The organism is Anaerotaenia torta (genome assembly GCF_050433395.1).
Classification (GTDB): Bacteria; Bacillota; Clostridia; order Lachnospirales; family Lachnospiraceae; genus Mobilitalea; species Mobilitalea torta.
On the sequence record NZ_JBNPXH010000008.1, the window covers coordinates 123,831 to 139,363 of the forward strand.

At 43.4% G+C, this 15,533-nt stretch carries 12 protein-coding genes; all 12 read left to right on the top strand.

Annotated elements, in window-relative coordinates; translation table 11 throughout:
- The first annotated feature begins 9 nt into the window (after nt 1-9).
- The 12 genes from HNQ56_RS14145 to HNQ56_RS14200 all read left to right on the top strand — a co-directional run bounded on the left by HNQ56_RS14145 (nt 10) and on the right by HNQ56_RS14200 (nt 15,527).
- Nucleotides 10-273: a PqqD family protein gene (locus HNQ56_RS14145; RefSeq protein WP_429147349.1), complete on the top strand. Its 264-nt coding sequence runs from the start codon at nt 10-12 to the stop codon at nt 271-273.
- Nucleotides 266-745, top strand: a complete 480-nt coding sequence (locus HNQ56_RS14150; RefSeq protein WP_429147352.1) for a S24/S26 family peptidase — start codon at nt 266-268, stop codon at nt 743-745. Before HNQ56_RS14145 ends, HNQ56_RS14150 begins: the two co-directional genes overlap by 8 nt.
- On the top strand, nt 742-2,505 hold the full coding sequence (locus tag HNQ56_RS14155) for an ABC transporter ATP-binding protein (protein ID WP_429147355.1): 1,764 nt from the start codon (nt 742-744) through the stop codon (nt 2,503-2,505). The genes HNQ56_RS14150 and HNQ56_RS14155 overlap by 4 nt, the downstream gene beginning before the upstream one ends.
- Nucleotides 2,502-3,620 carry a nucleotidyltransferase domain-containing protein gene (locus HNQ56_RS14160; RefSeq protein ID WP_429147357.1) on the top strand — a complete coding sequence of 373 codons (1,119 nt, stop codon included), beginning with the start codon at nt 2,502-2,504 and terminating at the stop codon, nt 3,618-3,620. The genes HNQ56_RS14155 and HNQ56_RS14160 overlap by 4 nt, the downstream gene beginning before the upstream one ends.
- A gap of 175 nt (nt 3,621-3,795) precedes the next feature.
- Nucleotides 3,796-4,683, top strand: coding sequence for an ABC transporter permease (locus tag HNQ56_RS14165; protein ID WP_429147361.1), 888 nt, complete (start codon nt 3,796-3,798; stop codon nt 4,681-4,683).
- Entirely contained in the window at nt 4,683-5,588 is a 906-nt protein-coding gene (locus tag HNQ56_RS14170) for a carbohydrate ABC transporter permease (RefSeq protein WP_429147363.1), read from the top strand. The genes HNQ56_RS14165 and HNQ56_RS14170 overlap by 1 nt, the downstream gene beginning before the upstream one ends.
- Nucleotides 5,589-5,633: 45 nt before the next feature.
- The gene (locus HNQ56_RS14175; protein WP_429147366.1) at nt 5,634-7,232 is read left to right on the top strand and encodes an extracellular solute-binding protein; all 1,599 of its coding nucleotides are present in this window, start codon (nt 5,634-5,636) and stop codon (nt 7,230-7,232) included.
- 102 nt (nt 7,233-7,334) lie between these two features.
- Entirely contained in the window at nt 7,335-9,662 is a 2,328-nt protein-coding gene (locus HNQ56_RS14180; protein ID WP_429147369.1) for a GH36-type glycosyl hydrolase domain-containing protein, read from the top strand.
- On the top strand, nt 9,652-10,695 hold the full coding sequence (locus HNQ56_RS14185; protein WP_429147371.1) for a GDSL-type esterase/lipase family protein: 1,044 nt from the start codon (nt 9,652-9,654) through the stop codon (nt 10,693-10,695). The genes HNQ56_RS14180 and HNQ56_RS14185 overlap by 11 nt, the downstream gene beginning before the upstream one ends.
- Nucleotides 10,688-12,040, top strand: a complete 1,353-nt coding sequence (locus HNQ56_RS14190; protein WP_429147374.1) for an FAD-dependent oxidoreductase — start codon at nt 10,688-10,690, stop codon at nt 12,038-12,040. The genes HNQ56_RS14185 and HNQ56_RS14190 overlap by 8 nt, the downstream gene beginning before the upstream one ends.
- 30 nt (nt 12,041-12,070) lie before the next feature.
- Entirely contained in the window at nt 12,071-13,714 is a 1,644-nt protein-coding gene (locus HNQ56_RS14195) for a response regulator transcription factor (RefSeq protein WP_429147376.1), read from the top strand.
- Between the two features lie 52 nt (nt 13,715-13,766).
- The gene (locus tag HNQ56_RS14200) at nt 13,767-15,527 is read left to right on the top strand and encodes a cache domain-containing sensor histidine kinase (RefSeq protein ID WP_429147378.1); all 1,761 of its coding nucleotides are present in this window, start codon (nt 13,767-13,769) and stop codon (nt 15,525-15,527) included.
- The last annotated feature ends 6 nt before the right edge of the window (nt 15,528-15,533 follow it).

Here is a 15,533-nt window from a genome sequence, read left to right on the forward strand (position 1 = left end):
GCGTTCTATATGAAATTAAAGGAAGGTTTTATATTGCACCAGGCAGGTAAGGAGAGGGTTGCAGTTGCAGCAGGAGAAGCCGGAAAGTCATTTCACGGCCTGATGTATTATAACAATACGGCATCGTTTTTATTTGAGAAGCTGATTAATGAGACAACGGAAGAGGAAATGGTTCAGGCCGTTCTGGACCGGTATGAGGTTGATAAAGACTGTGCGATGAAGGATGTAAGAGAATTCATTGCTAAATTATCAGGAGCTGGTGTACTTGAATAAAGAATTTAAGTTATCCGATTATGAAGGCTTTGTACGAAGGGTTCTTGAGGAGAAGGGTGAATTTTGTATCTATCCGGGAGGAAGCAGTATGCTGCCTTTCCTTCGTCCAGGCATGGATTCAGTAATTCTCGCAAAACCGCTATCTCTTCATAAATACGATATCATTTTATATAAGAGAGCAAATGGAAGGTATGTCCTGCACCGCATTCTGGATATAAAAAAGGATGGATTTGTTCTTTGCGGAGATAATCAGTACATCAAAGAATACGGCGTTCTTGAACGGGATGTCATTGCGGTGGTGAAAGAAATCAGACGGGGAGCGATGATTTTATCAAACAATAGCCTGAGATACCGGATATACCTGTTTTGCTGCTGCCGGTTGTTTTACCCGCGGGCAGGTGTATTATGGATCAGAAGCAAAATTTTTGCGGCTGGAAAAAGTTGTTTTACTGGAATGGGTAAAAGAATATGAACAATAAAACCAGAAGTAAGGATACTGCCGTAATCAGCTGGCTGAGAGAAGTATCCCGCAAAGAAAAAAGCTATCTCTTTTGTCTGGTATTTCTTAATGCTATCATTGCAGTCTGCTCCGTCGGTGCAGCGCTGCTCCTTCGCGGGCTGATTAATGATGCGGTGGGAGGAAGGCAAAATGGATTTATACAAAATGCAGCTATCCTCCTGGCAATTGTAACGGGCCAGCTTGTTTTGCGCGCCAGCTTTCGTTATTGGGAAGAGTATGCAAAGGCAGAGTTGGAAAAGGTGCTGCGGGGGCGGATGCTGCATACCATTTTGAAAAGGGAATATGCCTGCCTGTCCCGGTATCATTCCGGAGATCTGATGCTTCGTATTACAAGTGATATATCTGTGGTCTGCGACGGCATGATTGCTCTGCTCCCCGCTCTGGTGCTGATGATTGCAAGATTGCTGGGAGCCTTGGTCTGCATGCTTTATATTGATTGGCATTTAACGGTTCTGTTTGCAGTGTACGGAGGCGTGGCAGCGGCAGCAGGATATTACTTTCGTGATCGCATGAAAAATTTGCACAGAGCCGTGCAGGAGAAGGACGGGATTGTGCGCTCCTTCCTGCAGGAAGTGATGGAAAGCCTGCTGATTATCAAATGCTTTCAGGCAGAAAGTATCATAGACAGTAAGGCGGCAGGTTTTATGGAAGATCATAGAAAAACCAGAATAAAACGAAGCTGCATGGCTGTTTTATCCCAATTGGGCGGTGGACTTGGGATAAACCTGGGATATTTTTTAGGTATGATATGGTGTGGCTGGCAAATTCTTATGGGAGTCTTAAATCTTGGAACACTGGTGGCAGTACAGCAATTGATTGGTCAGATACAGCAGCCGTTTACGAATATGCCAGGTGCTTTATCAAGATATTATGGGTTAATTGCATCAGCCGAGCGCTTGATGGAACTGGAAGAAATACCGGCGGAAGGATTGGCAATTGAGGAGGATGAAATAAATAAACTATGCCGGGGATTTTATAGAATCCGCATGGATGATATTACTTTTTCCTATGAAACGGAGGGGGGAAATATTCTGGAGCATACCTCCTTTGGTATAGAACGTGGGGATTATATTGCCATTGCGGGTGATTCCGGTATTGGAAAGAGTACCTTGCTAAAACTCCTTTTGTCAGTCTATGAGAATTATACGGGAGAAATTCTGATTGATTCCTGCGGCTGCCTTCCGGTCAGAATGAATGCAGGTTACCGTAAATTATTTGCCTATGTCCCCCAGGGAAGCAGATTGATGTCAGGCACTATCGCAGAGGCAGTGTCCTTTATGGAAATGAAAGGGACTGACACCTCCGGAAAGTGGGGCGAAAGGTACGAAGGGTATCGGATGGGCCGGATAAAAGAAGCCTGTAAGCTTGCCTGTGCGGACACCTTTATCAATGAATTGCAGGATGGATATGATACGGTTCTGGGGGAAAGGGGCATCGGATTGTCGGAGGGTCAGCTTCAAAGGCTTGCCATAGCCAGGGCAATTTATAGCGGTGCTCCGGTTTTACTCATGGATGAAGCGACTTCCGCTTTGGATGAAGTGACAGAGGAAAGACTGCTGAGAAACCTAAGGTGTCTCAAAGACAGAACAGTAATAATCATAACACACAGAAAATCGGTTTTTTCCATATGTAATAAAATCGTATGGCTGGAGAATAAGAAACTAAGATGCGAAGAAATCGGTGCGAAGCGGGGTGACAAAAGAATCCTATGAAAGCGGAACAGTATTTTATATCCTTGGTCGGGTGTTCGCTAAATGGCGAAGAACCGAAGGAAATTCCGGAAGAGGTGGAATGGAAGGATGTTTATGCCCTCTCCAGATACCATAGCATGGCAAATCTATCCTTTCACAGCATGGACAAGCTCAAGAAGAAACCGGACCGGGACCTGTATGCCAGATGGCAGGAAATGAGCAGAAAATCAGTAGCGAAGGAACTGAGGTTTCATTCAGAACTGCAGAAGATTCTCTCTGTATTTGAGCGGGAAGGAATTCCCTATTTGCCGCTGAAGGGAATCATTTTAAAAAATGATTATCCGTCTGCCGGAATGCGGCAGATGGCAGACATGGATATCCTGATTCAATGTTCTGATCAAAGGTTATTGAAGAATAGGATGGAGGAAATTGGTTATGCCTATAACGGTGAGCATGGGCATCATCATGTTTTTATGAAAAGTCCCGATTACAATATAGAACTGCACACCGGTCTGCTTCCGGAGGAAGATTCGAGTGCCGGGTATTATAATAAAATATGGGAAATGGCGGAGAAGGCAGAAGGAAGTCTTTGCGGTTACCGTATGAGCCGGGATGATTTTTATATTTATTTGCTGGCACATATGAATAAGCATTATCGCGGAGGAGGATGCGGCCTGCGTTCCTTAACGGATATTTATGTATACTTAACAAAGAATTCTCCGGATATGGAATACGTGACAAAGGAATTGGCTTTACTGGGGCTGAGGGAGTTTGAACAAAGATTATCTTCCCTTGCATTTTCTTTATTTACGGGAGAAGAAAATGCTGTCTTGTATGAAAAAGAATTGAATTATCTTCTTCAAAGCGGCACATATGGAACACAGGAGAACAGTATCAGAAATAAATTGACGGGTTACCGTAACCTGCAGGGAACCTTATGGAATGCAAAAGTCCAATATTTAACGGCCAGGCTGCTTCTAAGCCCGGCAAAGTTAAAAGAGAGCCGTCCGATTCTAAAAAAATATCCGTTCCTTTATCCGGTAATAAGTGCCGGACGAATCTTTTCAGGGATCAGAAAGGTAAAGAGGATAGGAAAAGAGATATCCACTGTTATTTTTATGAAAGATAGATCTTAAAATCAAGACAGGAACATCATAAGAATACACCAGAGAGCAGAAGCTTGAACATTGAATTAAATTCCTAATCTGGCTAAAATACAAGCATAACATATAAAATGATGCTTAAGAGAAGGATTTGATTATGCTGGATAAAAAAGTTTTAGATGAGAAAAGACGACAAGCAAACAGGCGGATGATAAAAAAGAATAAAGAGCTGTATGTGTTCTTAATACCGGGAATTCTATTCATCATCGCCTTTCGATACATTCCCATGTATGGTATTATAACAGCTTTTCAGGATTACAATATTTTTCAGGGGCTCCTGAAAAGTCCGTGGATAGGATTTAAGCATTTTGAAGCACTGATGCTGTCTCCGGCTTTCTATAAGGTGTTGAAGAATACCTTGATCATTAGTTTTAGCAAATTGACTTTCATCTTTCCGATGTCTATATTAATCGCAATCATGATTAATGAAATCAGTCATCCCATGTTTAAAAAAATATCCCAGACAATTTTATATATGCCCCATTTCCTGTCATGGGTCATCGTAACTGGTCTTGTCGTCATGGCCTGCTCCCCGTCAACGGGTATCATTAATACCGCCGTCACAGCTCTCGGAGGTAAGCCAATAAGCTTTTTGATGGACAACAGCTGGTTTCGGACAGCAGTGGTAGGATCGGAGGCTTGGAAGGAGATTGGTTACAGTGCAATCGTATTTATTGCGGCGATTACCGGAATTAATCCTGAATTATACGAAGCTGCCAAGGTGGATGGAGCAGGAAAGATCAGGCAGATCCTGCATATTACCCTTCCCGGAATGACTTCCATCATTCTGCTGATGTTTATCCTTCAGCTGGGCGGTATCTTGAATGCCAATACGGAACAGATTCTGCTGATGTATAATCCCACGGTCTACAAGACAGGGGATGTATTGGGTACCTACATATACCGGACTGGTGTCTCACAGATGAATTACAGTTATGCGACAGCAATCGGACTATTTGAATCCCTGGTAGGACTGGTTCTGGTATTAGTGGGAAATTTAACCAGTAAAAAAGCAACAGGAAGGAGCATCTGGTAATGGTTCAGAAAAAAAACAGCAGCGGGATGATACCGACAAAAATCCGTAGGGATACGGAGGAAACGATTGTAGTTTCCATCTCTTATCTGTTCATCGGACTGCTTGTATTAATCGTATTATTCCCTCTGATGCATGTGGTATCCAAAGCGTTCAGCGCAGAATGGGCAATCAGCTCGGGTGCTGTTAATATATTTCCTGTCGGATTTCAGACGAATGCAATGAAAAGTATTCTGGAATCAAAGCAGTTTCTGATTGCATTTGGGAATTCACTTTTCATTACTGTCGCAGGTACTTTATGCACGCTGGCATTGACAGCTGTTACCGCTTATCCGCTTTCCGTAAGGCATCTTCCCCATATGAAAGGAATTCTGCTGTTCTTTGTATTGACCATGTATTTCAGCGGAGGAATCATTCCGACCTATCTTTTATACAATATGTATGGAATTCTGGATACAAGGGCATCACTGATCTTACCAGGATTAATTAATGTATTTCACTTACTCATTATCAAAAATTTTTATGAGGATATTCCGGAAAGTATCATTGAGTCGGCAAAAGTGGATGGGGCCAATAATTTCAAAGTATTCCTGAAATTCATTGTTCCGCTTAGCAAACCGGTTTATGCAACCATCACCGTATTTACTTCCGTTCTTTTGTGGAATAATTATTTCAATGCAATGATGTATGTAACAAATTCTAATTTACAGACCTTGCCTCTGTATTTGAGGGATATGATTGCAAAAACCCAGGACATTCAGGCAAAAGCGTCGCTGCTGGTTGATATATCGCCGGAGAGTATCACATCTGCCGCCATTGTTGCGGCTACGGTTCCCATATTACTGGTATATCCATTTATGCAGCGGTATTTCATCAAGGGTATGACAATCGGTTCAACAAAGGGATAATAACCGATGAAGCAATATACCAAAAATTACAAGGAGGAAAATGAAGTGAAAAAAATCAAAAAAGTTGTAACAGTCCTATTAACACTGAGTTTGTTGGTATCTATGCTGGCAGGGTGTAAAAAGGATACCAATGAAACCGGGAATAAAGCTCCGGATACGCAGACAACCGGTGACAGCAGCACAAGCAAGGATAGTAAGGACACAGAGAAAAAGCAGACCATTACACTGAAAGCGCTTGTTCCCAACAACGGGGGAATGGCCTGGAATGACGGTGAAGCCAACCCGGTACTGAAGTGGCTGACAGATATCACCGGTTACAAAGTAGAATATGACATTCTGCCCGCTGATAATCCAAATGACAAATTAAACGCCATCATGGCAGCAGGCGCTGATTATGATTTTATTATCATCAATGATAAAAGCCGCTATGCGGAATATGCAAGCCAGGGTGCCCTTATGGATATGAAGCCATTGGTGGAGCAATATGCGCCCAACGTGGCATCCAGCTTAAACCAGACCTTAATTGATATCTGTACTGTCGGTGATACCTATTATGCAATACCGAATGCAGGACCCAGCGGGCGTGAAAACAGTGCTAATGTAAATCTCGGTATTATCATCCGTACAGACCTTCTGAATAAAATCGGTTTAAGCATGCCTGCTACACTGGATGATTTTACTTCAATGCTTCAAGCCTTCAAGGATAAGGATCCTCAGGGAAAAGGCAGTGCCAATGTACCTTTCTCCTTAACCATTGGCGATTTGGACGGACTTCGTACCAGTGCCGTGGGAGGTGCTTTTGGTATTGATACCGACTGGAAGGATGTAAATGGAGAATTGGTTCCCTATCAGTTACAGGATGGATTTTATGATTATCTGGTATACCTGAATGAATTATATTCCAAGGGCTTGATGGATCCGGAGATGCCAACCAATCAGTCAGCAACTGTTTTGGAGAAATTTACGACAGATCTTGCGTTATGCCGTGTGGACGGATATTGGTCAGTTCCTTCCCTGGTTGACACTTTCAAAAATACTAACCCGGACGGAAAAGTTGAATTCATTCAGCCTCTGGAGAAAGACGGGCAGGCCGGCACTGGTACAAACTCAAAAAACCAGATCGATACCTATGTAGTAATTCCTAAAAATGCGAAAAACGTCGAAGCTACCATGGACTACATAAATCAGAAACTGGATCCTGAGGTATTCAAAGAAATGGTAATCGGTACGGAGGGTACGGATTATACGGTGGATGAAAACGGAGAATATGTTCCGGTATTACCGACCTTCTTCAACAACCGCGGCAACGCGCAGAACTATCTGACAGGTACCAACGATGATTACGGTAATTACTGGCTTTGCCGAGCACGTAAAGATGCGAACCAATTTGCGGCTTATTCCCAGCTCAATTATACCTATGGGGATTTTGTGCATGTAAATCCCGCAAGTGATATTCCATGTTCTGTCTATACTGAAATTTCAACCGATATCACAAATTCGAAGAGTCTGACAGAAGAATTTGTCGTAAATGCCATCGTATTTGGTGTAACACAGGATGATTTTGGCACATTCCAAAGCAATTGGAAATCCCAGTGCGGTGAGAAATTAATCGCTGCATATAACAATTGGTATCAGTCAAAATAATTAATTCAAACTAAGTCAAGCGGGAGAGGTGTGGCATGCGTGCAGGCATCCCTCCCCTTCTCTCATGCATGAAGAATACACAGATATTATGGAGTAAGGATGATGGATAAAATAAAGACAGGTTATTTTAATGACGGGACAAAGGAATATATCATACAGGATATGTATCCGGGAAGACTGCTTTATAATTTTATATGGAATGAAGCTGTTTTGGCACGTGTAAACCAATTTTGCTGCGGGGACAGTTTTTACCGGGACAGCGGAGGAATACGCCGGACCCTGTGCAGAACGGGAGACAGCCGGCTGATATTTGTAAAGGAGAAAGAAACGGTCTGGTGTACGAACAGAAATTTTGATCAGTTGGATCATGAAACATTTTATACAAGAGTAGGTCAGGGAAGGTCTGCAGTGACTTCAAAGTATCGTGATCTGGAAACTGTCTTTGAGGTTTTTGTGCCGCCGATTCATGCTGCGGAATGCTGGCGCTTACAGATAAAAAATACAGGATCAGAGGAGAAATCCTTTGATTTATTTGCATACGCCGATATAATGGCGGATATATCAGGGCATACGGCATACAGCCATGGGGAATATAAGGAGGAATTATTCGGTATCGCCTTATATCATCAGGGGTTTCAGCTGGAAACGGAGATGCAGGGAGTGTTTTTTGCTGCGAAGGAGAAACCAGATTATTATGAAACCAGCAACCGGAGGTTTCAAGGAGTATATGGCCGGATATCCCACCCGGATGCTATAAAAGAAGGGAATTTATCCTGTCAGGCAAGCAGTTTTGACTCTGCCATGATGGCCGCGCTGCAATATAGAATTACCCTTGCCCCCGGAGAAAGCAGGGAACTGCGGTTTGTCTTAGGCCCGATACTTGAGGGAACGGATGAAGTTGAGATTGCAGGAGATCTGCTCAAGGAGGGAGGTTTTGAAAAGGAACTGGATCAGATTTGTAAACGAAATGAGCAGATATATGCCAGAATGCAGATAGAAACACCGGATGAGAATCTAAACCGACTGGCCAACCTATGGCTGAAACATCAAATGAATTTTGGGAAAACATGGGGAAGGGTTTATGCCAAAGGCTTCCGTGATATTATGCAGGACAGTGCAGGGCTGATGCCGCTGAATTATGAGGCCGGAGCAGAGAAAATAAAGCTGTGCCTGGCACATCAATATCCGGATGGAAATACGCTGAGACAGTGGGAAGGGAATGATTACCACCCCTATCGTGACGGTGCGGCATGGATTCTGCCTGCAGTAACCAGGTATTTAAAAGAAAGCGGAGATTTTTCCCTGCTGACAAACGAGGTGCCCTATTTTGAAAGCAAAGAAGCCGGAACCGTACTGGACCATTGCACCAGAGGAATGGAGTTTCTCTTTACCGGTCTTGGGGAACATGGCCTTTGCCTGTGGGGCGGCGGTGACTGGAATGATTCCATTAATAATACGGGGCTTCAAGGGATAGGAGAAAGTGTATGGTTATCCGAGGCAGCCATATGCTCCGCGGAAGAATATGCAGAACTCCTTGTTCAGCTGGGACAGACCCGGGAAGCACAGGGGTGGAAAAAGAAGGCAGAGATGATGAGGGAAAATCTTCGCAGGTATGCCTGGGATTCGGATCATTTTATCTGCGGCTATAATGACTGGAATGAAAAAGTCGGGGCTTATGAAAATGAAGAAGGAAAGATTTTTCTTAATATGCAGTCCTGGGCGGTTTTATCTGAGACTCTCAAAGCAGATGAGGCGGATCGGCTGATGGATCTGGTGGAAGAAGAGTTGTCCTGCTCTTTTGGGTATGTGCTGATGAAACCGAGCTATACGAAGCCAGATGACCATATCGGCCGTGTTACCTATATGCAGCCGGGAAGTTATGAAAACGGTTCGGTTTATAATCACGGGGTTGCTTTTAAAATCGCGGCGGACTGCAAATTGGGGCGGGCTGATAATGCATGGAAGACATTGCAGAAAATACTCCCCTTAACCCGGAACAGTCCGGCTTCTGATTCCGGTGCGGAGCCTTATGCCATAACAAATATGTATCTTGGTCCGGAGAACAGCCTGCGCGCGGGTGAATCACTGATGGCCTGGATCACCGGAGCAGCAGGTTGGATATACCGGTGTATTACAGAGATGATCGTGGGAATCAAAGCAGAATATAACGGATTAAGCATTGAACCATGCTTTCCGAAGGAATGGGAAAAAATTAGTGCAACACGCCATTACAGGGGGGCCGTTTATCATTTTAACTTCGATCATACAAATGCGGACGGTTCCGGTGAGTTTTCTGTGATCGTTGACGGAAAGATACTGGACGGAAAGCTGGTTCCTGCTTTTCATGACGGGAAAGAACATATGGTTCAAATCAATTTTAGAAGCCGCGGGGAGGCATTCGGTATGGGAAGTGAAAAATATGATTTATAAGAATGTGGAGTTATATAACATCGAAGAGACAGTACCGGCACAAAACGGAAATGGCGTGCGGCTTTGCAGGATCCCGGATGGCCTGTTCGGGAAATTAAACGAAGGAGCCCAAAAGGCCGCCTATTTTTGTTGCGGCTGTGAAATCCGTTTTGTTTTAAAGGGGGATGAGGCAGTCATACGGCTTCGGCGGGAAAGCGTTGATTTGCTCAGCAAAACAGGTGTGGCAGAAGTTTATTATGGTGATTTTCAGGCCCATTATAAGATCACCCCATGTTACATCGGGGAAGATACTACGGAAATAGCCGTTCCAAAAGCGGAAAATCTGGAACTGTTAAAGGAAATTGCTTATAAACAGGGGATGCGCTTCAATCCGGAGGTAGTTCGTATCATTCTGCCCTATGATGCGGGTAATGTATTGGAAGGGGTGGAAGGAGACGTTGCACCGCCGCCAGATCTTTATGTTCCGGTCAGAAGATATCTGGCTTACGGCTCCTCTATTACTCATGGCGGAAGCACTGTACGTCCGGCAGGGTCTTACGCGATGCAGGCGGCAGGACTGCTGGGGGCGGATCTGATTAATTTTGGATTTGCAGGCAGTGCTCATATGGAACCGGATGCTGCCGATTATATTGCCCAAAGGAAGGACTGGGACTTTGCTACCCTGGAGATGGGAGTAAATGTTCTTGGAAGATGGACTCCCGAACAGTTTCAGAAGCGTATTGATTATTTTATTGAAAGGATTGCAGCCGCCAATCCGGACAAATGGATTTTCTGCATCGATCTGTTTTTAAACGATGCCTATTGGAAAGAGGATATGAAACTTTATGAATTTAAACGGATCATCAAAGCTAAGGTTCAGGATTTAAAGCTGCCTAGACTAAAATATATCCCGGGAGAAGAACTCCTGACACAATGGCAGGGATTAAGTTCTGATTTGGTTCATCCCAGTGAAGCAGGCTTTTATGAGATCAGCCGTAACCTGACGGACAAAATCCGACAATATATTGGAATAGGAGGGCGATTCGATGTATAATAAAGAAGAAAAACCAAGTATTCGTTTTACAAAAGAAATTATATTAAATCAGGATTATGAAGTGATTGTAGTTGGCGGCGGGCCGGCAGGATGCGCCGCGGCGATTGCCGCGGCCAGACAGGGCGCCAAGGTACTCCTCCTTGAGGAAAGCGGTTCTCTGGGCGGCATGGGAACCATTGGTCTGGTACCCGCCTGGTGTCCGTTCTCTGATCGGCAGGATATCATATACCGGGGAATTGCCCAGGAAGTTCTTGAAAGGGCCAAAGCCGGCATGAGACATGTGAAAAAGGAAGATGCGGACTGGGTTCCGATTGATTCTGAGGCACTGAAAAGAGTTTATGACCGTATGGTTTATGAAGCGGGAGTCAGTGTGCTTTTTCATACCCAGGTAATATCGGTCAGTTTCAGTAACCGCAGGATTGACCATGTAGTTGCGGTTGGCAGGGGAGGGATTTTTGCTTTTCAGGGAAAGAATTATATAGACTGTACCGGCGATGCGGATATGTCTGCCATGGCGGATTTACCTTATGAATTCGGAGATGAATTAACCCATGAAGTTCAGCCGGCAACCCATTGTTTTGTTCTGTCCAATGTGGACGAATACCATTATATGAATTCATCCCTGTTACATATGAGCAATCCGGACTGTGCTGCCTATACCTTAGCCAGATCGGAGGAATATCCCCTGATAACGGATGCCCATATCTGCCATTCTTTGATCGGTCCGAGGACTGTGGGATTTAATGCAGGACATTTGTGGGATATCGATCCCTTTGATCCTTTCAGTGAATCCCAGGCTTTGATGAAGGGACGGCTTCTTGCCGATCAGTATCACAGAGGGCTTAAGGAATTACTTCCGGATGCCTATGGATCATCATTTTTAACTGCGACGGCATCCGTACTGGGGACAAGAGAGACAAGAAGAATTGTGGGGGACTATAAGCTTACTATCCAGGATTATATGAAACGGCAGAGTTTTCCTGATGAGGTAGGAAGAAACTGTTATTTTCTTGATGTGCACCAGACAAAGGAAGAGCGGGATAAAATCATGAATGGTGAAAATAACGGCGAAGAGGGCTGGGAATCATATTCTGCGGGAGAATCTCACGGAATTCCTTACAGGAGCCTCATTGTAAACCATGCGGATAATCTTCTTGCGGCCGGCCGGATTATATCCTGTGATCACCGCGTCCAGGGAAGCGTCAGGGTAATGCCGGTATGTCTGGTAACGGGACAGGCTGCTGGAACAGCAGCAGCACTGGCCCTTCATTACCCGGATGTCAGGAGTATAGATATCATGGAATTAAGAAATAAGCTTCGTGAAAGCGGAGCATACTTTAAATAGAGTCAGGGTGTTGCCGGAGGAGCTGATGGGATGTATAAATTATTGATCGCAGATGATGAAAAACAAACAAGGGAAGGTATTGCATACTTCTTTCAAAATAATCCCTGCGGATTTGAGGTTGTCGGTGTTGCTGACGGAGGGCTGACGGCATTGTCCATGGCAAGCGAGCGAACACCGGACCTTGTGCTGACGGACATCAGAATGCCTGATATGGATGGATTTGCCTTGTGCGAGCGCCTTGCCATGCTCTCAAGGAACCCCTCTATTATCATTATGAGTGCTTATGATGACGTAGAATATTTCAAATCGGCCTTCAGGGTAAATGCCCTTGATTATATATTAAAACCAATCGACACAGCGGAACTGAAGGCTGTGGTTCATAAAGTAAAAGAACGTCTGGATGCGGAAAATGAGGAACGGCTGAAAAGAGAAAGAACCCAGAAACAGATGAAAAAAGATCTGTCTTTTTTAAAAACCAGGTTTTTTATAGATCTTGTGGATGGAACACCTCAGGATACCCCTGATTTTGAAGAAAAGCTGCAATTCTTAGCCATTGCACTGCCCAAAGAATGCCGTTATAATACCTTAATTGTAAGCGTGGACAATAAGCAGGAAGCTTATGGCGGGATGAACCGAAGCGCGGAAAAGGTACTGGATTTTGGAATGCAGTATCTTATGGAGGAACTGATCGAGATACATTCCAATGGCTATGCTTTTGAATATGACAAAGGGGATTTTGTGTTAATTCTTTATGATGACAGCAAGGAAGAATCTTTTAACCCGGAATTGTTTGAGGCCCAGGTGAACGGATTGTCGGATGCAATCCAGAGTATTCTGCGAAAGGGATCCAATATCAGAGCAACCATAGGGATAGGCAGTTACGTGGATCAACTGTCACAACTGCCAAAATCCTTCGAGAAGGCAAGTGAAAATGTATACAAACGGCTGATCCTGGGCAGTGACAGGGTCATTCAAAGACATGAGAAGGAGCAGGGAAATAAGGATCTGCTTTTCAAGTCCCTGGATGAGGTGCGATCCGCAATTTCAGTTGCCGATCCCCAGATACTTTACCGGGCAATTGAAAATTTTTATTTTAATCTTACCGCGGCGCCTGACCTTGACGTGGTTTATGGAATTCAATGCTCCGGGATGCTTGTGACGGCTGCATACGAGGCCTTTTCTGCTTTACACAGCGAACTTAAGCTGGATGAAAATGAAATTATGAACAGTTATGAAAAACTTCGTAAGATGGAAACCATACCTGATATGAAACGGACCGTACTGGAATTTTGTATGAGGTTAAACCAGGTGATTCGTGAGAAGGTTACGGATAATAATTCTGAGATCATCAAGAGGATAAAAGAGATTATTGAAAGGGAATATAGTGAAAATATCAGCATTCAATCCATAGCGGATCGGATTTTTCTCAGTCCCACCTATTTATGTGCAGTTTTTAAGCAAGAAACAGGGCAGACGATCAATCAATATATCACTCATATAAGGATTGAGGCAGCTAAAAGAATGCTGGAGGATTCCTCTGTCAGGCTGGCGGATATCGGCTGCCTGGTCGGTTATATCGAACCAAGTTATTTCAGTAAAATATTTAAAAAATATACGGCTCTTACGCCGAAAGAATACCGGCAGATGCTGATCGGTCTGCGCAGAACGAAATAGCATAAAATCTTGAAGATATTGCCTCTGAGTCTGATGAAAAGAAGGGATCCATATGAAGAAAAAGCTGGTTGTCATATTCATACTCATGGTATTATTGCCTACCATTGGACTGGGTTACAGCAATTATCAGCAGGTAACCAGATCGGCTCATCTAAATATCAACCAGTCCACCCTGCAAACCCTGATACAGATCCGATATATTATAGAAAACACATTACAAATCGTGAAACAGTCATCGGATACACTTTTTTTCAGCAGTGAAGTAAAGGCATTTATCGAAACGGAAAACAATGATGATTTATCTTTGCAGCTTAAACAGCTAAAAAAATTACGAAACCAGATTTATACCATGGAAATGGACAGCAGAATTTTTAAGATAAGATTTTTTGTCGACGGGAGAAAGATGGCGGCATCGGAACATGTGAACTTCTTTCCTATAGAGAGAATTAATGATCAGGAATGGTATGCGGATATTGCAGACCAATATGGTGCGGTTGTCTGGTCGGAAGCCTATCCTGTAACAGATATTGCAGGAGAACCGGATACCTGGGTTGTTTCATGCCGGAGAATTTTAAAGCACAGTGACAATTTTTTTGACAACGACGGAATGCTTTCTGTGGATGTAGCAGAAACAACCCTATATTCCCTTTTTAAGGATATTCATTTGAGAAAAAGCGAGCGTGTATTTATCATTGATAAAAATGGGTATCTGATCTCATGTCTGGATAAAACACAGATAGGTCAGCCGGGTATACCAAAAGATATTCTGGAAAGGATGAAGGAAGCAGACCAGGGTATTATAAAGAATAGTATTTCGGATGGAAATGAATATTTTATCTATACAACGATGGAAGAAACCGGGTGGAAAATTATAGACAGTATTCCGGAAGAATTCCTGCTTGAGAATTATTCTTATTGGGGAGATTTAAGCTATATTATATTCTCCATTTTAATACTTCTCCTGTTTGTAGCGGCCTCCTTTATCATCATCAATAATATTACCCATGAATTTAGTCTAAGGATGAATCGAATTGCAGAAAGAATTGAGAAGGAAGGGATTTGGCTGGAGAATGAGTCCGGTGAACATGAAGCAAAGATCAAAAATCACCTGGCAAAAGTGGAAGATCAAGTGTATCATATTATACAGCGCAGCAATGAATTGGTTAAGGAGAACTATAATACCCGGCTGGAGGAGAGAAAGGCGCAGCTTATGGCGCTTCAGGCGCAGATTAATCCTCATTTTCTTTATAATACATTGGAATGTATTAATTGGATGGCAATTCGCAGAGATGCATCTGATATCAGCAGTATCATCACTACCCTGGCAAGATATTTCCGTCTGACATTAAATAAGGGGAAGATTATCGTCAGTATCGAAGATGAGATAGAATTAGCGAAAACCTATCTCAGTATTCAAAATGTACGTTTTGATAACGCCATCCGGCTAAAAATCAACAAATCTCCTGAGATCGCAAAGTATTGTATGCCCAAACTCACCCTGCAGCCGGTAATAGAGAATGCTGTTATTCATGGAATTATGAAAAAGCCGGAAAAGGCGGGAAATATTACGATAGAAGCAATCATTCTGGAGAGTGAAATTCATATCACAATTCAGGATGATGGTATTGGAATGGATCAGGATAAAGTTGCCAGGCTGCTGGAACACCAATCAGAACATTACGGACTGTTTAATATTCAGGAACGTATTAAACTCTATTATGGTGACAACAGCAGAATTTGCATTACTTCGGCGCCGAATGCCGGGACAACGGTTACCATAATTATCGGAAAGATGGAAATGGCCGGCAAATAAAAAATG

Bases quoted from the DNA above. Each gene is read 5' to 3' on its own strand.
- HNQ56_RS14155 (WP_429147355.1), top strand. From the start codon at position 742: ATGAACAATAAAACCAGAAGTAAGGATACTGCCGTAATCAGCTGGCTG.
- HNQ56_RS14195 (WP_429147376.1), top strand. From the start codon at position 12,071: ATGTATAAATTATTGATCGCAGATGATGAAAAACAAACAAGGGAAGGT.
- HNQ56_RS14170 (WP_429147363.1), top strand. From the start codon at position 4,683: ATGGTTCAGAAAAAAAACAGCAGCGGGATGATACCGACAAAAATCCGT.
- HNQ56_RS14160 (WP_429147357.1), top strand. From the start codon at position 2,502: ATGAAAGCGGAACAGTATTTTATATCCTTGGTCGGGTGTTCGCTAAAT.
- HNQ56_RS14180 (WP_429147369.1), top strand. From the start codon at position 7,335: ATGGATAAAATAAAGACAGGTTATTTTAATGACGGGACAAAGGAATAT.
- HNQ56_RS14145 (WP_429147349.1), top strand. From the start codon at position 10: ATGAAATTAAAGGAAGGTTTTATATTGCACCAGGCAGGTAAGGAGAGG.
- HNQ56_RS14165 (WP_429147361.1), top strand. From the start codon at position 3,796: ATGATAAAAAAGAATAAAGAGCTGTATGTGTTCTTAATACCGGGAATT.
- HNQ56_RS14200 (WP_429147378.1), top strand. From the start codon at position 13,767: ATGAAGAAAAAGCTGGTTGTCATATTCATACTCATGGTATTATTGCCT.
- HNQ56_RS14190 (WP_429147374.1), top strand. From the start codon at position 10,688: ATGTATAATAAAGAAGAAAAACCAAGTATTCGTTTTACAAAAGAAATT.
- HNQ56_RS14185 (WP_429147371.1), top strand. From the start codon at position 9,652: ATGATTTATAAGAATGTGGAGTTATATAACATCGAAGAGACAGTACCG.